Consider the following 19,990-nt stretch of genomic DNA (forward strand, 5'->3'; position numbering starts at 1 on the left):
TTTTAATAGAGTGATTTTCAAATTTTTAAAACATGTTTTTTTCATTCTTCTTCTGTTTCAAATTCGCTTCATTTAGCATATAAATCAAATGCTTCTTTCTGCTCCTTTGTTGCATCTAATTTCACAACTTCAAAAATTTTCAAATTTTTTTCCAGCTCATTTAAAAGCCTTTTTAAAGAATTGAAAATTTCTGTGCATTCCAATTTACATTGATCGTGTTGTGTTTTTTTAAAATTCTTTATGTGAATTTTTAAATCATTTAAAATTTTTTCGATTTTTCTTGGTTTGTATAATAAATTATTTAGTTCTTTGTTTTCTTTCAAATTTTGTATAAAACATGAAAATTCAATTAAATTATCAACATCATTATGATTTGAGACATTATTTTTTTTGTTGTAAATATCGCTTACAATTTTTAAAAAATTTTTTGTATCAATTTTAGAAACAATTACTGCTTCGACTCATTGCAAAACTTCTGTTATTTTTTTAAGAATGTATTGTTCTTCATCTAAATTAAAATGTTTTATAGAAAGTATAAAATTTTCAAGATAACTTTTATCGTTTTCCTTATTACATGAATACACAATTCTGTCAAGCTCTCTGATGCTCGGCTTTTTAGTAACAATATTTCCATTGTAAATATCAGAAACAATGCTCTCGAAATAAAATAATGATTGATTTTGGTATTTAATAGGAACACAAGTTCAGATATATTCTCAAGAAAAAGATTGTAAATCAATAAATTTTGTTAATGGAAATTCATCATTATTATCATTTGGTTCAAATTTATTTTTATTCATTGGAAATATAAATATAAAATTATTAATTTGCGAAAAAACAGATAAAAATTTTAATATTTTTCAATTATTATTTTCTAGTCTCTCAATATTATCAATAATAACTAAAACCAATCTGTCTTCTAATGATTTTTCTATTCAATTTAAATATTCTTTTATTTGTTCATTTATATTTTTATCTTTTATTTTTTCAACATTCAAATTTAATAATCGCAAAATTGGAACGAATTGTTTGTTTCAGATTTTTTTTATTTTTTTTCTTGTTAAAAGATCATCAATGTTTTTGTTTTTGTTTTCAATGTTTTCTTCAATATTTCATCTTATTTTTTTTAAAAATTTTTTAAATGTTTTCTTTATTGTTTTGATTAAATGTCTTAAATATCTTGAAAAATTATTATAAAAAAAATCATTTATGGAATTTTTTAAAAACAGTCAAGAATCAAATTGATTTATTCATTTCTGGAATTTATTTTTTCTTACTTTTTTAATATCTATAAAATTAAATAATTTAGAAAATAATTCAGAACAAAAATTATATATTAAATTTTCATCGGTATCAAAAACAAAAGAATCAATATAAATTACATTGTCAAAAAATATTTTAGATTTTTCAATTTTTGACGATTTTGAATCTTTTAATCACCTTCTTCTCTTTTCTATTTCTTTTAATATTTCTATATTGGTAGAATCTTCTATTTTCTTTATTTTATTTTTCAATAATTTAATTTTTCGATCTTTAATTCATTTTCTTTTTTTCCTACAAATTCCTTTAACATCAGAGTTTTTTTTGTCATCCAAAAATTTTTCAAATTTTTCAATTTTACTTTGCAATTCATTTTCTTTTGTTTCATCAAAATATTCAACGAATTTTTCTATAAAATAAGTTTTTCCACTTCCTCATTCGCCGTCAATTATTGTTCAAGGTGATTTTTTATATAATTTTTCAAAATTACATGAAACAAAGGAATGTGGATTGTTTAGTCATTCAAATTCTTTTTTTTCTTCTTCCTTTCTTTTTTCAAAATCAAGATAAGATTTTTCTAAGTATTTAAGAAATTTTATGAATTCTCTTTCAAAGTCTTCTTTTATATGAGCAAATAATCTAATGCTATTATTCATTTATTGATTTCTTTCTTTTAATTAATGGATTTGAATCAAAGTTTTCTGCGTGCAATTCTTCTTCATTAAATCTATCTCAAAATTCTAAAAGATACTTATCAAGCGAATTTTTTATATCGGCTATTTCTATCAAATTATTAAAAAGATTCATTAAAATAGGATTTTCTTTATTGTATTCTTCTTTACTATTTTTTAATTCGTCTAAAATTCTATTTAGTTCATTATAAAAATCTATCAATTCAATCTGAATAAGATTTCATTCATTTTGTCCGTATAATTGTTTAAAATCTTCTGTAAATTTATTGTTTTTTGAAGAAATTTTTTCATATATTGGTTTTAATTGTTCTTTCAATTTTTCTGTATTTCTTAAATTTAGAAAAAACAAATCTTCATTGTATGGATCGTAAATATTTTTTGATGAGTCCATGAATGTAAATCATTCGGTGGATAATTCATTTCTAAGTGAAAAATATCTAACTTCCTTTGCAAAATAATGAGCCAAAGCTTTGATTAAATTCAAATCAGGTTCTATGTTTTTTACTATATTATTTAATTTTTCGTTTATTATTGTGACAAACAACTCTTTGCTGCCTTTAACTTGTTTCATAAAACTACAAACGTTAATTAAAAAATCTTGATTTTGGGGATTCTTGTAATGATCAAGTTTTTTGACAAGTTCTCTAGTAGATAAATTCTTTTCATTTTTTAATCTTGTATTTAAAATTTCTAAATATAAGTCTAATTCATTTGAAATTAATATTTCTTTATAGTTTTGAAGCACGCCTGTATAATCTGATTCTAGTTTAAAACTTACTAAATCAGTAAATTTAGTTAATGGAAATTCGTTATCGTTTTCGTGTTCAAATTTATTTTTATTCATCGGAAATACAAATATAAAATTTTTTATATGAGAAAAAAATGATAAGAATTTAATTATTTTTCATTTATCATTTTCTAATCTTTCTGTATTATCAATAAATATTAATATTATTTTATTTCCTAAATTTTCTTCAATTTTGAGCAAATTTTCTTTTATTTTTAAATTATTTTCTGAAGAGAAAGTTGGCAATTTCATATTTAAAAAATCAAATGATGGTTTAATAATGCATTTATATATTTCTGTTAATGTTTCTTTTATTTCTTCTTTTTTTTGTTCAGATTTATCAAAAAATTTAAACAAATGCTGAAACAATTCCTGACAAAAATTAAAAGTTAAATCTTCATTTCAATTTAACGTTCATGAATCTATATAAATTATATGATCAAAGAAAATAGATTCTTCTTCTTTTTTCGATTTGTTCTCTAATTCTTCATTTTTAACATCAACAAAATATTTTATTAATTCTTCTACAAAATGAGTTTTACCTATTCCTCATCCGCCATCAATAATTGTTCATGGAGATCTTTTATAAGTTTTTTCAAAACAACCTGAAATTAAAGTTTTGTGATTTTCAAAAAAACCATTATCTTGTTTTTCAAGATTCTTTTTAAAAACTTTATAAGACGTTTCAAGAACTTTTATAAATTCTCTTGAAACGTTTTTAAAACTTTCTTCGTTTGTAATTTGTAGTTTATGTATATCTTTCATAATTTCCTTTTTGTAAATTAATTGTAATAATGGTGTTCTATTGTTTTTGATTTAGTTTTACATATTAAATTATACTAAATAAGAAATTCGTTTATTTGTTTAATCTTATTTAGTTAACAAAAAAAATCTCTTAAAATTTTAAGAGATTTTTATTTAATTTCGAAAATTAATAATTATTCAATTCCGAAAAACTTTTTATTGTTTTCTTGAAGTGATGCAAAGAATTTTTTAACTTTTTCTTCTGATCAACCTTGGTTTTTAAAAGCTTCTAATTTTTCTTCAGTTAAAGTAGCAAATTCTTTTCTTTCTTTATCTGTAATAGTAAAGTTTTCATTTTCGATTTTTAATTCTTTATTTTTGTTTTTAAACATAATATAAACTCCTAATTTTGATTATCTAAGAATATAAAAAATTAACTTAATATTTAATTTTTATATTATTGTAAAACAAAAAAAGATTATTAAATTAAAAGTAGTCAAAAAAAGATAAAAAATAATTTAAATAATGGATATAGCACTATATTAATCGTCTAATATATCTTTAAGAGATTCTTTGACTGAATTGTTTTTCTTGAAAACAGATTTTTCTTCATCATAATAATGAAATTGATGCATTTCAATTTTCTCGTTTGTTGGTTTCTGATATTTAAATAAAACAATTTTAATATTTTCATATTTGTTACATTTCATATATTTTTCATAAGCAATTAAAAGATTATTTGTTTTTTCTTCATTATAATCTTGATCTAATGATTTAACCTCTACAAGAATAGTTTTGTTGTTTTTAACAATTACAAAGTCGACAAATGATTTTTTAATTTCGCCATTATTATCTGTATATTCTAAAAAATGTTCTGATCCTAAAGAAGGGAGTCTTGAAAAAAATTGTATATTTTCTTTTTTATCTTTTTTTATTATATCAATCAAAATTTCGCCAAATTTTTGTTCAGGAGCAGAATCTAAATATTGTATATTTTCTTCTTTTTTATTATTCAATTCATCTACTAGTTGAATATATCCATAATTTTCAAGGTTTTCGGTAATTATTTTTTTGGGGTTTTCTTTTTTATCTATTCATACTTCGTAATATTTAGATAACGAAGCTATCTTGTCTAATTTGTAATTAGTTCCTTCATTTTTTCATTTTTCAACAGATGCTTTTTTAAATTCTTCAAGCTTTGCTCTATGAAATTTCATTAAAGTATATTTAACTTTTTCAAAATTAATTTGAAGTTTTTTAGAAACTTCAATCAATACTTCATCAAGTTGAGAAATTAGAAAGATTTTTTCAAGTTCTGATTGCTTATTTATATTTCATATTTTAAGATCAATATAAGTCAACATATAATCTGCAATTGTTGAAGAATCTATTTCAATTTCAGAATATTTAAAACTTTTAGAATTCAAATCTTTTAAAGAAGAAATAAATTCCCCGTTTTCATTAGTAATATATTTTTTAACTTGCTTAATATATTCATTATTAGATTGAATTATAACTTGGCTAGTTTTATCAATTGTTCCTTTATATAATTTTAAATCTTTAAACTTGTCTTTTAAAATATATGTTCTTGAATTTCTTGATGGCATTTGATAACTAGAATATATTCAGTATTTATTAGTTATTTCGTTTCAGGTTTTATCCGGCATCGGATTTCTTAATATTCTTCCTACTGTTTGTTTATTCAAATCTTCAGACGAAATATTCCTCAATTGTAATATCATATTAGCTCTTGGAATATCTCATCCCGTTGCTGGTCCAACTTTGAAAATAATTACATCTATAAGGCTGTCAATTTTACTTGCATATTTAAGAGTTGCTGGTCCAACTTTACTACTTATACTTGGATTGCTGTCTAAATATTTGAGATAAACTAAATCAGCATTTCTTAATTTTTTTTCTAGTAAATTTAAGGTCTTAATATATAACTCTTTTTTAAGTCTTATATTAGAATCATTTGAAACCTGTATTAACAGTGCTGGTCTAATTGTGAATTTTTTTAATTTTCTATATTCTTTTTGAGATTCCTTAAATTTTGCAATTGCAAGATCAATTAATTTTTCTTCAGAATATTCTCCAGATAAATCAGTGGACTCTCTTTCTGGACTCTTGAGAAGTTTTTCATCATCCAAATTCATCATATCCGGAGTTAATTCAATAAGTTTTTTTCTTGAACTCTTAGGTGTTGCAGTCATATCAATTGTGAAAGAAGAGCTTGTTCTCATCAAAGAATCAAAATGCATTAAATCTTCTTTCGTTGCCAATTTAGTTCCTATATGCGCTTCGTCTCTTATAAAAATAATTTGATAATTCCCGTTTTTAGCTCTTTGCAAAAAATTGTTTAAAGTTCCATCTTGCGAATAAAGAGTTTTTTTACCAAAAGAAGAAGTTCCAAAAACAAGAACTTTTCTATCTTTTAAATCAAAATCTTTAATATCTTCTGTTTTTTTTGAAGCAGATCTAGCAGAAGAAGCGGAAACAACATGGTCAATTTCATAATTTTTAAAATCATGATATTTTTTATAATCATTTAATTTTTCTGCAAATTGTTTTGGTAAATCTGCACATGAAACAGTAGCTACAACAACAACGGTTTTCAATTTATTAAAATTATGTTGAAAAATTTTAGAGATAACTTCAGAGATCATGAATGTTTTTCCGGAACCAGTAGGGGCTTTAAAATAAATTCCATTTTTATCAATATCTTCTATATCTTTTGGATATGAAGTTATTTCTATAAATGATTCAACAATTCTTTTAATTGCTTTTTCTTGCGATTTAGTTGCTCTCATTTTTTTCCTCATCAAATTCTTCTAAAGGATTCATTGCTGATAAATCATAATAAAAATCAAGTTCTGATTTATTTTCATCATAACCCAAATATTTAAGTCCATTAAGAGCCTTTTTTTTAAAATTTAAATCAATTTCTTCATCTAATGAAATTTGAGTTGAGTCATCTAAATTTATAACTCTAAGAGAAACATTTTCAAAAATTTTATTTTTTTCAAGTCATTTAAAATCTTTAACTCCATTAGTTCCCTCGCCATTTATTATTCTATATAATCTTTCATATGTCACATCATAAGCGATTTCATTTTCATTGTTTGTACAAAGAATGAATTTCCTATTTCCACCATCTTCTCTATTAAGTTCCATTACTGCTTGTCCGGTCGTTCCAGAACCCGCAAAAAAATCTAGAATTAAACTGTTTTTAGTGGTATGCAAATCAATTAAATATTTTATCAATTTTATTGGTTTAGGAAAGTCAAAAATTTCTTTGGCTCCAAATATTCTTGTTAATTCCTCTGTTCCGTTTTGAGAAATACCTACATCTTCTTTTCTTAAAACACTTATAGGAGAAACCCCATTTTTTACTTCACTTAAAAACATTTTCCTTCTAAGCATTTTTCCTTCTGGATAAACCCTATTATCGGAAATTAAATTTAATAGTTTTTCTTTTGAAAACATTCAAGAATGTCCTTTGCTGGGTTTATAACTTTTTCCTAAATAATGAATTTCATAATCATTTTTAGGATTATATCTGGGCGATAAAAGTCCAATTCTTTGTCAAGGACCTCTGGGATCATTATCTTTATTTTGATATTGTGATAATTGTTCTTTGTTTCTTTTATCAAGATTAACAATAAATTTCTCAGAATTTTTCGCATATGTTAATATGTAATCATGATTTGTAGAAATAGATGTAGAATTGTTTTTTGGTCCTGACATTTTTTGTCAAATTAGATTAGAAACAAAATTTTCTTCACCAAATATATCATCCATTAAAATTTTCAAATAAGCCTGTTCGTTATCATCGATAGAAACAAAAATTACACCATCATCAGCTAGCAATTCATGAGCTAACTTAAGTCTATCCTTCATCATCGTCAATCAACCAGATCTTCCAAATTTATCTTTATATCTAAATTTAGAAGATTTTCCTTCTTTTGAGGAAACATTTCCTTCAGTTTTTGCGGCTTCTGTATTATATGGAGGATCGATATAAATTACATCAATTTTGTTTTCATGTGTTACTTTTAATGCTTGTAAAGCATTATAATTCTCTCCAATTAGCAGTTTGTTTTCATCGTCATAATTAGAATTGTCGTTTGAAACATTAAAACTTCTTTTATTGTCTTCAATTAAAGTAATTAATCTTCCTTTTGCTATTTCAGGAGAATGATCAAAATTAAATCCTCTTTTCTTTTTCATTACCAAAAAATCATATCATGCTTGTGTTTCTTTTTCGGGTGAAGCATTTAATATTTTTTTTATTATTTCTTTTTGGTCTTGATTAAAATATTTTGAATCGTATTCATTTATTTTTTTTAATAATTGTTCTTTTTTAGTCATTTTTTTATTCCGTTAATTATTTTCATAATAATTTTAACAAAATTTAATCTTCAAAATTTAAAATCCATTTTAATTAATTCAAAAAAATTGAATATTTTTTAATAAGTATTTTTGTAAATTTATATTACAAAAGAAAAACCCAGTTAACTGGGTTTATTCTTAATACTAGATTATTTCTTTTCTTTAGTTGATTCTTCTGTATAGTCAGCTTCTTTTTCTTTGTTTTCATCTTTATTTTTTTGCATGTTTTGTGCCATTTGAGATGCTTGAGCAAAAGCTTGTTCTATTTCTGAAACTTTTTTCTCTAGTTCTGCATAGTTTTTATCAGCTAAAAGTTTTCTGATTTCATCTAATTGTTTTTGTAGAGGTTCTTTTTGGTCTGCTGGAAGTTTATCTTCTGATAAAGCTGATTCTAAGTCTAGAGTTATTTTTTCTGCTCTATTTCTTAGTTCTACTTCTTTTTTAAGTTCTTCATCTTTAGATTTGTTTTCTTCAGCTTCTTTTACCATTTTTTCAATGTCATCATCACTTAAACCTTGTGAGTCTGAAATAGTAATACTGTTTTCTTTATTAGTTTTTAGATCTTTTGCTTTAACAGACATAATACCATTAGCATCGATACTAAAACTAATTTCGATTTGAGGTTGTCCAGCAGGAGCTGGGTCGATGCCTGATAATTGGAAGTTACCTAATAACTTATTATCATTAGCCATTGAACGTTCACCTTGAACAACTTTAATGTCAACACTTGGTTGGTTGGCAACTGCTGTTGAGAAGACTTGTGATTTAGTTACAGGGATAGTTGTATTTCTTTTAATTAAAGGAGTTGCTATACCACCCATTGTTTCTATAGAAAGAGTTAATGGTGTAACGTCAATCAATAAGATATCATCAACTTCACCAGATAATACACCACCCTGAATTGCAGCACCCATAGCTACTACTTCATCAGGATTAATTGTATGATTAGGTGTTTTAGAAGTAAGTTCTTGAACCAAATCTTGAACAGCTGGAATTCTAGTTGAACCACCAACTAATAGAACTTGATTAATTTCTGATTTTGATATTTTAGATTCTTTAATAGCATCTTCTACTGGTTTTCTTAATCTATTAACAAGTTCTTTAGTTAGTTCGTTGAATTTAGCTCTTGTAAGTTCTTTTTCAACATTAACTGGACCTGCAGGAGAAATTGAAATGAAAGGTAATAAAATTTGTGTAGACAATTGTCCTGATAATTCAATTTTAGCTTTTTCGGCTGCGTCTTTTAATCTTTGCATAGCCATTTTATCTTTTGATAAATCAATTGAATTATCTTGGTTAATTTCTTTTAACAATCAATCAATAATTGCTTGATCAAAGTCATCACCACCTAAAGCATTATCTCCACTTGTAGAAAGAACTTCAAAAGTTCCTTCTGACATATCTAGAATAGAAACATCAAAAGTACCACCACCAAGGTCAAATACTAAGATTTTCTCTTCTTTGTTTGCTTTTTCTAAACCATAAGCTAGAGCAGCAGCTGTTGGTTCATTAATAATTCTTTCAACTTTTAAACCGGCAATAGTACCAGCATTTTTAGTTGCATTTCTTTGGGCATCATTAAAGTATGCTGGTACTGTAATTACAGCTTTAGAAATTTTTTGTCCTAATTTCTTTTCAGCGAATGATTTAATATAAGATAAGATTTTTGCACTTAATTCTTCTGGTGTTAAATCTTTACCATTTATTTTTGTAGTGTGTTTTGTACCCATGTGTCTTTTAATAGATACTATAGTATTTGGATTAGTGATCATTTGACGTTTAGCAATGTCACCAACTAACACTTCTTCATTTTTAAATGAAATTATAGAAGGTGTAGTTCTTTTCCCTTCTGGATTTTCTAATATAATTGGTTTTTTACCATCCATAACAGCTACAGCTGAATTGGTAGTACCAAGGTCAATACCTAATATGATTTCTTTTGCCATATTACTTTCCTTATTTATCATTTTGTCTTAAAGATATATTAAGTATAACACAAAAATTAGCACTCTTTTAAAAGATTGCTAAAAATTAATTCATCTTATGTAAATCTTTAATGTTTATTCTTCTTATAATAGTTATTAATATGACTAATAAAGAATTTCAAGAATCGTTATTAAAATTAAATAAAAAGAACAACGAAGTTCTATGTTTTATTAATTTTAATAATGAAATTATTTTCATTACATCTAAATTGGAATTTGTTAAAAATTCAAATTTTAATACACTATTAGAAGAAACAAATAGTATTAAACTAGTAAATGAACTATTATTAGATTCTTATATAAAACATAAACCTAAATACAATATTCAGTATTTAGATAAATTGAAGTTTCAATACTTAAAAATTACTGATTCAAATAGTTTAGAAATCAAAACTTCAACTTATTTAAAAAAATATTCAAATTATTATATAGGTTCATTTTCTAACAATGTTTATAAGAGAAATAAACATTATGATAATGAACTAATGAAAAAATATTTAAATAACAAAGAAGAAGTTATCAAAAAATTAATGCTTCTTGAGAAAGAACAAACAGAAAACCTTAATTTCGAAGAAGCTAATAATTATTTCAAACTTATAAATGTTTTAAAAGAAAACTCAGAACAAGAAGAAGCATTCTTTGAAAACATTTATATAAAAGAATTTAATATATTAGTTATTAACTTTTTCATACTCAAAGACAACAAAATAATTTCTATTTATAATTCTTTACATAATGTACTATCTAATGTCGAAGATGAAATATTAATCATTAAAAAATTATTTTTGTCTAACAACAACAATATCAAAAGAATTATACATACCAACAAACAATCAGAAGATCTTATATCTTATTGAGAACAACTATATCTTGTTTCTAAAAAAGAACTAGATAGAACAATAAGAGCTAATAGAGAACTAGAAAAAATATTAAATATTAAAAATATAAATACTATTAATGTTTTTGATATTTCTAATATTAATTTAGAAAATCCAGTAGCTGGTATGGTATCTTATAAGAATTCTATAAAAGACAAATCACAATATAGAAAATACCATTTAACTCCAACATACAATGATAGTGATTATCATTTCATGAAAGAAGTTATTTTTAGAAGATATTCTAAAGAAGAAAATAGAAATATTGACCTCATCATAGTAGATGGTGCAAAATTACAAATACTTGCCGCAAAAGAAAGTCTAGAAAAACTTGGTATATGAAATGATATAAATATCATAGGACTTAAAAAAGACGATAATCATAAAACTCATTCAATAGTTACTAAAGAATTAAAAGAAATAGAATTAGATAAGAAATCGGATTTATTTTATTTTTTAGAAAACATTCAAGATGAGGTACACAGATTTGCAATTAACTTTTTTAAAAAAACTAATTTAAAAAACAAGTTTGTTTCGAAATTTGATTCAATCAAGAATTTAAGAAAAAATCAAAAAGAAGAACTTATAAAAAAATATGTTTCATTTGATAATCTTTTAAATTCTTCTAATGAAGAATTAAAAAATATATTATCAGACAAACAAATAAAACAAATTAACGAATTAAAAAAACACTCTAATTAACTTAAAGTGTTTTTTTATTAATATTTTTTTTATCTCAAACTGAAACTTGAACTTCTGAAATATGTTCTTTATTTAATAAGTACATTATTAATCTACTTTTTCCAATACCACCACCAATAGTTAGTGGTAATTTATTTTTTAATAATAAATCATGATATTTAGAATTAGGAAGCATATTCTTTTTATTAAGCTGATGATTTAATCCTTCAGAATTAACTCTTATGCCCATAGAAGATATTTCAAAAGAAGCATTTAAAATGTCATTTCAAAATAACAAATCTCCGTTTAATGATCAATCATCATATTCAGCTGATCTTGATTCATGAATATATCCTTCATCATCAAAATCTCCTATTCCTATGATAAAGACAGATTTCTTTTCTTTTGTTATCTTATCTTCTCTTTGTTTTACATTTAGTTTAGGATACATTCTTTTTAACTCTAATGCAGTTATAAAGAATAGTTCATTAGGCAATTGATTATTTTTATATGTATCTTTGTTTAAAATAGATTGAGTTTCTAAAATACATTTATAGAGTTTTGAAACTATTTCTTTTAGAAACTCTATGTTTCTATTTTCATTAGTGATTATTAATTCTCAATCTCATTGATCAACATGATAAGAATGAGTAGAATCTAATACTTCATCTTGTCTAATTGCTATCATGTTTGTGTAAATGCCTTCATTTACTTTAAAATTAAATTTATTTAAAGCATATCTTTTTCATTTAGCTAAAGATTGAGCAATTTCTAATTTCTTATTATTAATGACAAACGATAATTCTGAATTTGAATCATTTAAATAATCATTCAAGAAATTACTTTCAAGAATTAAAGGAGCTGGAGATTCTATAAGGTTTAGTTTAGACTCTAATTCTGATTCAAATTTGTTACTAATTTTCTTTATTAATAAGAAGTCTTTTTTAAAGTTCATGATTATCTATTTCATTTAATTTCTGAATTAAATCACTAGTTGTTTTTCTATTTGAATAAGAAGATTGAGCTCTAAATCACGATGGATGATTTTTAAATCTTAAAAGCATATCACCACTACCAGATAAATAGAATGGAGTCGAATTACCTGTTAACTCAATACTTTGTTGAATTGTATCTGTTTTAAGAATTATATCAACTCCTGCTAATTCTCTATATTCTTGCATAATTTTAAAGTCTTGCTCAGAAGTTAGTATAAAGTTAAAACCAAACTTGCTTGATTTTTCTAATAATAATTTAAATAATCTTATTTGAGATTCTGAACTTTTCTCTAAATATTTATTAAAATCATTGATTAATATAAGCTTAGTTCTGATCTTATCTTCATTTAATGAGTTATAAGTTAATACATCTTCTGCTTTTGCATTAATTAATTTCTTTTTAAGAAATTTCATTTCAGATTTAAGAACTTCTAAGTAATTATTTAATTCTTCAACTGACGAAAGTTTGTTTTTTAAATGTTTGTAATCATAAAATTGTTTGAAGTTTTTTGATTCTTCTTCAAAAACAATTAATTCTAATTCTTTTGGAGAATAAGTTAATAAAGCAGAAAGAATTAATTGAGAAATTAACACAACTCTACCTGAACCGTGTTGTCCAAGAATAACTTGTGTAGGATTTTTATATGTATTAATAAACACATCTTGTCTATTAACTGTTTTACCAACTGCAAGTTCTAAGAAATGATTCTTAGGTTTATTTACTAATAATTCTTTAATAGATATTATTCCTTTTTTTGCAAAGATAATATTAAATTCTAAAAGACCATTTTCTTTTGGATTAATTTCTAATTTTGATATTAAGTCATTGAATTTAATTACATTTTCAAATAAAAGAGTGCTTTCAATTATAAGATCCTGATTAGTTTTGTTTAAAACATTAAATTCAATATTAGAACTTTGAAAACCTATAACAAGACCATTAAAAGCGACATTAGAAACTAATTGTTTTAAAATATTCTCTATCTTAATTTTTAGATTATCTGTAACTTCTTTAAGAGCCATAGCATCATCAGAAGAATTATCTTCTAATGAGTTAATGTCATAATAAGTTGGAAGTGGTTCTAATATGTTTGAGTTTTCTTTTGGTTCTTTAGTTTCTTCATTAGAATCTTTTGATTCTTCTTCTTTTGTTGTATTAAGTTCTTCATTTGAAGAAAGCTTAATAAACTTAGATTGTATAAAAGATTTGAATTTAGAATTACGTTTTCAAAGGTATAACATAATTCCAATAGAAATAATAAATACTATTATTATTACAGGAATAATATAAGTAGAAACAGAAACAACAAATATACCTATTAACCCACCTCATGCACTTATAGTAGGATTAAATAAATCAGCATAACTAGTTATATTTTTATAATTGACTAATTGATTAGTTCATATATCAGAATGTCAATCTGATATGTAACCTAAACTATTAGTAGATTTATTTATATAGAATTGATCAAAACTTAAATTTCAAGAAGTATTGTAATAAACCGAAATCGCTGATAAACAAATTGATAAAGATAAAACAAGTAAAAAGAAATAAATGACATAATCTTTTTTAAATATTTTTTGTCTTCATCCCACAAAATTAATAGATAAACAAAATACCATTAAGAATAAATATATTAAGTATTTTGTTCATCCGAATGGAAATGAAAATAAAATACTATCTAAAAATACTCCAACGTATGGAACTTTAAAAAATGAAATAAACAAAAACAATAAAGCAATAGCTGAAAATATGTGCTTTAATATTTGTTTTTCTTTATCACCGAATGTGAATTTCTTTTTATTTTTGTTAGTGTTTTTCATAATCTTATTTTAATTCTAAAACTGAAGGTAAAACAATAGGTCTTTTGTTTAATTTTTTCTCAAACATTTTTGCGAATTGCTTTCTAAAGTTAATTTTTGTTTCTTTCAAATTAATTCTATTTTTTTCAATAATTATTAATTTTGGCATCATATTTATAAATTCTTTTTCAATTTCAGAAATAACAGAATTAGTTTTTTCTGATTCATGAATAATTCCAAAATATCTGAATTTAACATCATTTAAAAATTTTTGATCTTTTTTAGAAATAGCAAATGTTAATAATGCAATACCGTTATTAGCCATTTGTTTTCTTTCATAAATGATGCTTCCACCAGTATCTTCTGATCCTGATCTATTAATTGTTTTTTCTTCTAAAGCAATGGTGTATCTTTTGTCCTTTATTTCACCATTGATTATTTCAAAACCTTCACCATTCTCTAAAAAGATTGTGTCTTTTTTAACATGTTTGGCTTTTTTAATAACTTCATTGTAATTAACTCAATTTTTATATAAACATTGAGTAGCAAAAATGTTTTTTGGTTTTAATAAATTGATTAAGAATTTTTGATCTTCATCTGAAGCTCTTAAAGACATAATAGTTTTTGGCATTACTGCGTTTTCAATGTCTAATTTTGAAACTAAATCTAATAACTTAGCATTCATAGATTCATAGCCAGGAATGATTTCAATTCCCATAATAATAAGATCAGTTTCTTTTGGTTTAATAGTTTCTATTTTGTTTTCAGCATAATAGAACATTTTTTGGAATAGCTGATCTTGATTTTCAGCCATTATTACTATAGCATTTTCTGATTTATCAATTTCAGATACAGGTAAAGTATTCAAGCCTTTAGGATTAAACAATTTATTTTTTATCAATATTTGAAATACATTAATAAAAGTGTTGCTATGAATGATAAATGGCCTTTGCAACTTTTTAGCAATATTAGCTAAAGTAATAATTGAATAAACATCGTTACTATTACACGCAACAATAGTTCTTCCTTTATTTGATTTAATCATTCCTTCATAAAACGATTTGTTTGAATGATTAGGAGTAGTAAATCCTTTGTGGATTCCGGCGTTACCAACTGGCGCTATTAAAGCCAAAGTGTTTTTCTTTACCAATGATGGCAATGAATTCATATCTGAATTAAATGCTAATGTCTTGTCATTATTAACAATGAAATCATCAATATGTACAATAGCACCATCAGGAGTATTAAGAACTCATCCTAATGCATCAGGTATTGAACATGATACTTTAAATGGAGTAATTGATATATCTTTAGAGAACTTAATTTCTTCTAAAGGTTTAACAACTTTAATTTCAGGTAGTTTAGATTTAAGTTGTTTAACTTTCTTATCAAAATAAGTTTTAATAATTGATTTACCGATTTCTGATGTATATAAAACTATAGGAGTTTTTATTTCAAGTAATAAATAAGATAAACCCGCTAAATTTTCAAATGATGGATATCCAATGAATAATCCTTTTATTTGATTTTGTTCTTTTTTAAGAATAGAAAAATCAGGAGCCATCATATTAATTTCTAATGTTTCATGAACAGGAACCTTAATTCCTGAATTAAATAAGAATATAGAAGTATCGACTTGAGTCATAATACAATTCTTACCACGTTCATCTTGCCCACCTAGAGCAAAGATTTTAATTTTAGACATATTATATTTTCCTTGTATTTATAAATAAATATTTTGAATTTGTTTTAAACAGTTGTGTTTATTATATTTTATTATTGAATTGTATTAATAATAATTTAACATATTCTAGAAAATCTATATAATACATAAAAAAAAATTGACCTATAAAAGTCAATCTTTTTTTATATGTTTTATATTAAATAATTATTATTTAACAATTTCAGTAACTGATCCAGCACCAATAGTTCTACCACCTTCACGGATTGAGAATTTTGATCCTTTTTCAATAGCAACTGGTGAAATTAATTCAACAGTAATTGAAGTGTTGTCTCCAGGCATAACCATATCAACACCAGCTTTTAATTCAATAGCTCCAGTAACATCTGTAGTTCTGAAGTAGAATTGTGGACGGTATTTAGTTAAGATTGGAGTATGACGTCCACCTTCTTCTTTTTTAAGTAAGTAAACTTCAGCAGTAAATTTAGTATGAGGTGTAATTGAACCTGTTTTACATAGAACTTGTCCACGTTCAACATCTTCTTTTTTAGTACCACGTAATAAGATACCTGCATTATCACCAGCTTCAGCTGTTTCTAATTGTTTTCTGAACATTTCAATTCCAGTAACAACAGTTTTTTGAGTATCTCTAATACCAACAATTTCAACTTCTTCGTTAATTTTTAGAACACCACGTTCTACACGTCCTGTAACAACAGTACCACGACCTGAAATTGTGAATACATCTTCAATAGCTAATAAGAATGGTTTGTCAACATCACGAGCTGGAGTTGGAATGTATGAATCAACGTTTGCCATTAATTCTTCAACTTTAGCAACTCATTCTGCTTCACCTTGTAAAGCTTTAAGAGCTGATCCTTTAATAACTGGTGTGTTGTCTCCATCAAAACCGTATGAACTTAATAATTCACGGATTTCCATTTCAACTAATTCTTGCATTTCTGCATCGTTCATAATGTCGCATTTGTTTAAGAATACAACCATTTTTGGAACACCAACTTGACGAGCAAGTAAGATATGTTCACGAGTTTGAGCCATAGGTCCATCTGTAGCAGCAATAACTAAGATAGCACCATCCATTTGTGCGGCCCCAGTAATCATGTTTTTAACGTAGTCAGCATGACCTGGACAGTCAACGTGAGCGTAGTGACGTGATTCTGTTTCATATTCAACGTGAGATGTATTAATTGTAATACCACGTTCTCTTTCTTCAGGAGCACTATCGATTGCAGCGTAATCTTTAGCTTCTCCTCCACCATTTTTTGATAAAACAGTACAAATTGCAGCTGTTAAAGTGGTTTTACCATGGTCAACGTGTCCAATAGTAACAATGTTGACATGGGGTTTAGAACGGTCAAATTTTTCTTTTGCCATTTTATTCTCCTAATTTTTTAGATTCAAAATAATTTTATTTGTATTAATTATAAATTACAATATTTAAAATTTTCACCAGAATTGATTAAATTTATCAATTTTAAACAGCAATAAGTTTAAACTGGTGTTTTTTCTGCTGTTTAATAACTATTATTTTTTAGCTCTTGAAGCTACAATTTCTTCTGTAACTGATTTTGGAGCTTGGTCATAATGACTAAATTGCATTACATATTGACCACGACCTTGTGAGAAAGATCTTAAATCGGTTGCATAACCGAACATTTCGCTTAATGGAACTTTTGATTTAATAGTTTGAACCATTCCTCTTTGTTCAGTTCCTTCAATAGAACCTCTTCTAGAAGAAATGTCTCCCATTGCATCACCGAAGTATTCATCAGGAACTGTCACATCAACTGACATGATAGGTTCTAATAATACGATTCCACATGTTTTAGCAGCTTCTTTTAAAGCTAAAGAAGCAGCGATGTTGTAAGCCATACCAGATGAGTCAACATCATGATATGAACCATCAAATAATGTTGCTTTAACATCAATAATTGGATAACCAGCTAATGGTCCAGCTTCCATAGCGTGTTTTAGACCATTTTCAACTTCTTTGATGTATTCTTTAGGGATTTTACCACCAACAATAGCATCAACAAATTCAAAATCTTTATCTTTAGCAGGTTCGAATTTAATCTTAACGTGACCATATTGTCCACGACCACCAGATTGTTTAATGTATTTACCTTCAGCTTCATTTTCAATAGTGAATGTTTCTCTATATGAAACTTGAGGAGCACCAACATTTACATTAACTGAGAATTCTCTTTTTAGTCTATCAACTAAAACGTCTAAGTGTAATTCACCCATACCAGCAATAATTGTTTGACCAGTCTCTTCATTAGAATATGTTTTGAATGTTGGATCTTCTTCAGCTAGTTTTGATAAAGCCAAACTCATCTTTTCTTGATCAGATTTAGATTTAGGTTCAACAGCTAAAGAAATTACAGGTTCAGCAAATTGCATTTTTTCTAAAATAACTTTGTTTTTTTCTTCACAAAGTGTATCACCTGTTGTTGAGTTTTTAAGACCAATAATAGCAGCTATATCACCTGCACCGATTTCATCGATTTCAGTTCTATTATTTGAGTGCATTTTAACAAGTCTTGAAACTCTTTCTTTAACACCTTTAGATGAGTTATAAATATAACTACCTTTTTTAAGTATTCCTGAATAAACTCTAACGTAAGTAATTCTACCAACGAATGGATCAGTTGCAACTTTAAAAGCTAGACCTGCAAAGTTTGCATTGTCATCAGTTTCAATAGTAACTTCTTTGTCATTGTCATCAGTAGCTGTAATAGCAGGAACATCAATTGGACAAGGCAAGTAATCAATAACAGCGTCAAGTAATTTCTTAACACCTTTGTTTTTAAAAGCTGTACCACATAAAACAGGATATATATCTGTGTTAATAACGGCTTTTCTAATACATGATTTGATTTCTTCATTTGTTACTGTTCCACCAGATAAGTATTTTTCCATAACACTTTCTTCAAAAACAACAACGTCATCTATTAATTTAGCTCTTCAAGTATCAGCTAATTCCTTCATGTCTTCAGGAATATCCTTGATTTCAGGATTTTCATCATGCTCACCAGTATAGTAATAAGCTTTCATTTCAATTAAATCGATTAATCCTTGAAAATCAGATTCTGCACCAATAGGATATTGGATAGCAACAGCTTGAACACCTAAACGTGATTTTAATGTTTCTAATGAATATTCAAAGTTTGCACCTGTTTTATCCATTTTGTTAACAAAAACAATTCTAGGAACATTATATTTAGTAGCTTGACGTCAAACAGTTTCAGTTTGAGGTTCAACACCATTTTGTCCATCAAGAACAGCAACTGCTCCATCAAGAACTCTAAGAGAACGTTCAACTTCAACAGTGAAGTCCACGTGTCCTGGAGTATCAATTAAATTAAAGTAGTGGTCTTTTCACTCAGCATAAGTTGCAGCAGCTGTAATTGTAATACCACGTTCTTTTTCTTGAGCCATTCAGTCCATTGTTGAAGCACCATCGTGTGTTTCACCAATTTTATGGTTTTTTCCTGTATGGTAAAGAATTCTTTCACTAGTAGTTGTTTTACCAGCATCAATATGGGCCATAATCCCAAAGTTTCTAAAAGATCTTATGTTCTTCATAAAGATTCCTTATTATCAACGTAAATGAGCAAATGCTTTATTAGCTTCTGCCATTTTATGTGTATCTTCTTTTTTCTTAACTGAAGCACCAATTCCATTAGATGCATCAATAATTTCATTAGCTAAACGTTCTAACATTGTTTTTTCATTACGTAAACGTGAATATTGAGTTAATCAACGTAAAACTAAAGTTTGTTTTCTAACTGGTGTTACTTCTGTAGGAACTTGGAAGTTACTTCCAGCAACACGACGAACTCTAAGTTCTAAGATAGGCATGATATTTTCTATTGCTTTATCAAATACTTCAATAGCAGGTTTTCCTGTTTTTTCTTCAACTAATTTGAAGGCTCCATAAATAATATTTTGAGCTAAACCTTTTTTACCATCGTTCATAATTGAATTAATTAATTTAGTAACCAATTTTGAATTATAAACAGGATCAGGTAAAACGGTTCTTTTTTCTGGTTTTGCTTTTCTCATTAT

The 19,990-nt window shown here is 25.6% G+C and carries 13 protein-coding genes; 1 reads left to right on the top strand and 12 read right to left on the bottom strand.

The genetic code is table 4. From position 1 onward, the window contains the following. Positions 1-2: 2 nt before the first annotated feature. From AC27EK_RS01350 to dnaK, 6 genes are all read right to left on the bottom strand, one after another. The gene (locus AC27EK_RS01350; protein ID WP_487231561.1) at positions 3-1,916 is read right to left on the bottom strand and encodes a P-loop NTPase fold protein; all 1,914 of its coding nucleotides are present in this window, start codon (positions 1,914-1,916) and stop codon (positions 3-5) included. Next, positions 1,909-3,504 carry a P-loop NTPase fold protein gene (locus AC27EK_RS01355; RefSeq protein WP_487231562.1) on the bottom strand — a complete coding sequence of 532 codons (1,596 nt, stop codon included), beginning with the start codon at positions 3,502-3,504 and terminating at the stop codon, positions 1,909-1,911. The genes AC27EK_RS01350 and AC27EK_RS01355 overlap by 8 nt, the downstream gene beginning before the upstream one ends. 173 nt (positions 3,505-3,677) lie before the next feature. Next, entirely contained in the window at positions 3,678-3,875 is a 198-nt protein-coding gene (locus AC27EK_RS01360) for a hypothetical protein (protein ID WP_487231563.1), read from the bottom strand. 150 nt (positions 3,876-4,025) lie between these two features. After that, a complete protein-coding gene (locus AC27EK_RS01365) occupies positions 4,026-6,293 on the bottom strand; it encodes a DEAD/DEAH box helicase family protein (protein ID WP_487231564.1) in 2,268 nt (755 codons plus the stop codon). Beyond that, a complete protein-coding gene (locus AC27EK_RS01370; RefSeq protein ID WP_487231565.1) occupies positions 6,280-7,854 on the bottom strand; it encodes a site-specific DNA-methyltransferase in 1,575 nt (524 codons plus the stop codon). Before AC27EK_RS01370 ends, AC27EK_RS01365 begins: the two co-directional genes overlap by 14 nt. 170 nt (positions 7,855-8,024) lie before the next feature. After that, a complete protein-coding gene (dnaK, locus tag AC27EK_RS01375; protein ID WP_487231566.1) occupies positions 8,025-9,821 on the bottom strand; it encodes a molecular chaperone DnaK in 1,797 nt (598 codons plus the stop codon). Positions 9,822-9,961: 140 nt separating this feature from the next. Here dnaK and AC27EK_RS01380 point away from each other — a divergent pair, with 140 nt between their 5' ends. Next, the gene (locus AC27EK_RS01380) at positions 9,962-11,440 is read left to right on the top strand and encodes a hypothetical protein (protein WP_487231567.1); all 1,479 of its coding nucleotides are present in this window, start codon (positions 9,962-9,964) and stop codon (positions 11,438-11,440) included. A 1-nt stretch (position 11,441) separates the two neighbouring features. Here AC27EK_RS01380 and AC27EK_RS01385 read toward each other — a convergent pair whose 3' ends face one another. From AC27EK_RS01385 to rpsG, 6 genes are all read right to left on the bottom strand, one after another. Next, entirely contained in the window at positions 11,442-12,374 is a 933-nt protein-coding gene (locus AC27EK_RS01385) for an amino acid--tRNA ligase-related protein (RefSeq protein ID WP_487231568.1), read from the bottom strand. Next, complete coding sequence (locus AC27EK_RS01390) at positions 12,364-14,238, bottom strand: FtsK/SpoIIIE domain-containing protein (protein ID WP_487231569.1); 1,875 nt, start codon at positions 14,236-14,238, stop codon at positions 12,364-12,366. The genes AC27EK_RS01385 and AC27EK_RS01390 overlap by 11 nt, the downstream gene beginning before the upstream one ends. Positions 14,239-14,242: 4 nt before the next feature. Next, positions 14,243-15,922 (bottom strand): ribonuclease J, encoded by a 1,680-nt coding sequence (locus tag AC27EK_RS01395; protein WP_487231570.1) that lies wholly within the window; start codon positions 15,920-15,922, stop codon positions 14,243-14,245. 186 nt (positions 15,923-16,108) lie between these two features. Further along, the gene (gene tuf / locus AC27EK_RS01400; protein ID WP_487231571.1) at positions 16,109-17,293 is read right to left on the bottom strand and encodes an elongation factor Tu; all 1,185 of its coding nucleotides are present in this window, start codon (positions 17,291-17,293) and stop codon (positions 16,109-16,111) included. Positions 17,294-17,443: 150 nt separating this feature from the next. Further along, positions 17,444-19,507 carry an elongation factor G gene (fusA, locus tag AC27EK_RS01405; protein ID WP_487231572.1) on the bottom strand — a complete coding sequence of 688 codons (2,064 nt, stop codon included), beginning with the start codon at positions 19,505-19,507 and terminating at the stop codon, positions 17,444-17,446. Positions 19,508-19,519: 12 nt separating this feature from the next. Then, positions 19,520-19,987: a 30S ribosomal protein S7 gene (gene rpsG, locus AC27EK_RS01410; protein WP_487231573.1), complete on the bottom strand. Its 468-nt coding sequence runs from the start codon at positions 19,985-19,987 to the stop codon at positions 19,520-19,522. Between the last annotated feature and the right edge of the window lie 3 nt (positions 19,988-19,990).

Source organism: Ureaplasma rhincodontis (assembly GCF_057537535.1).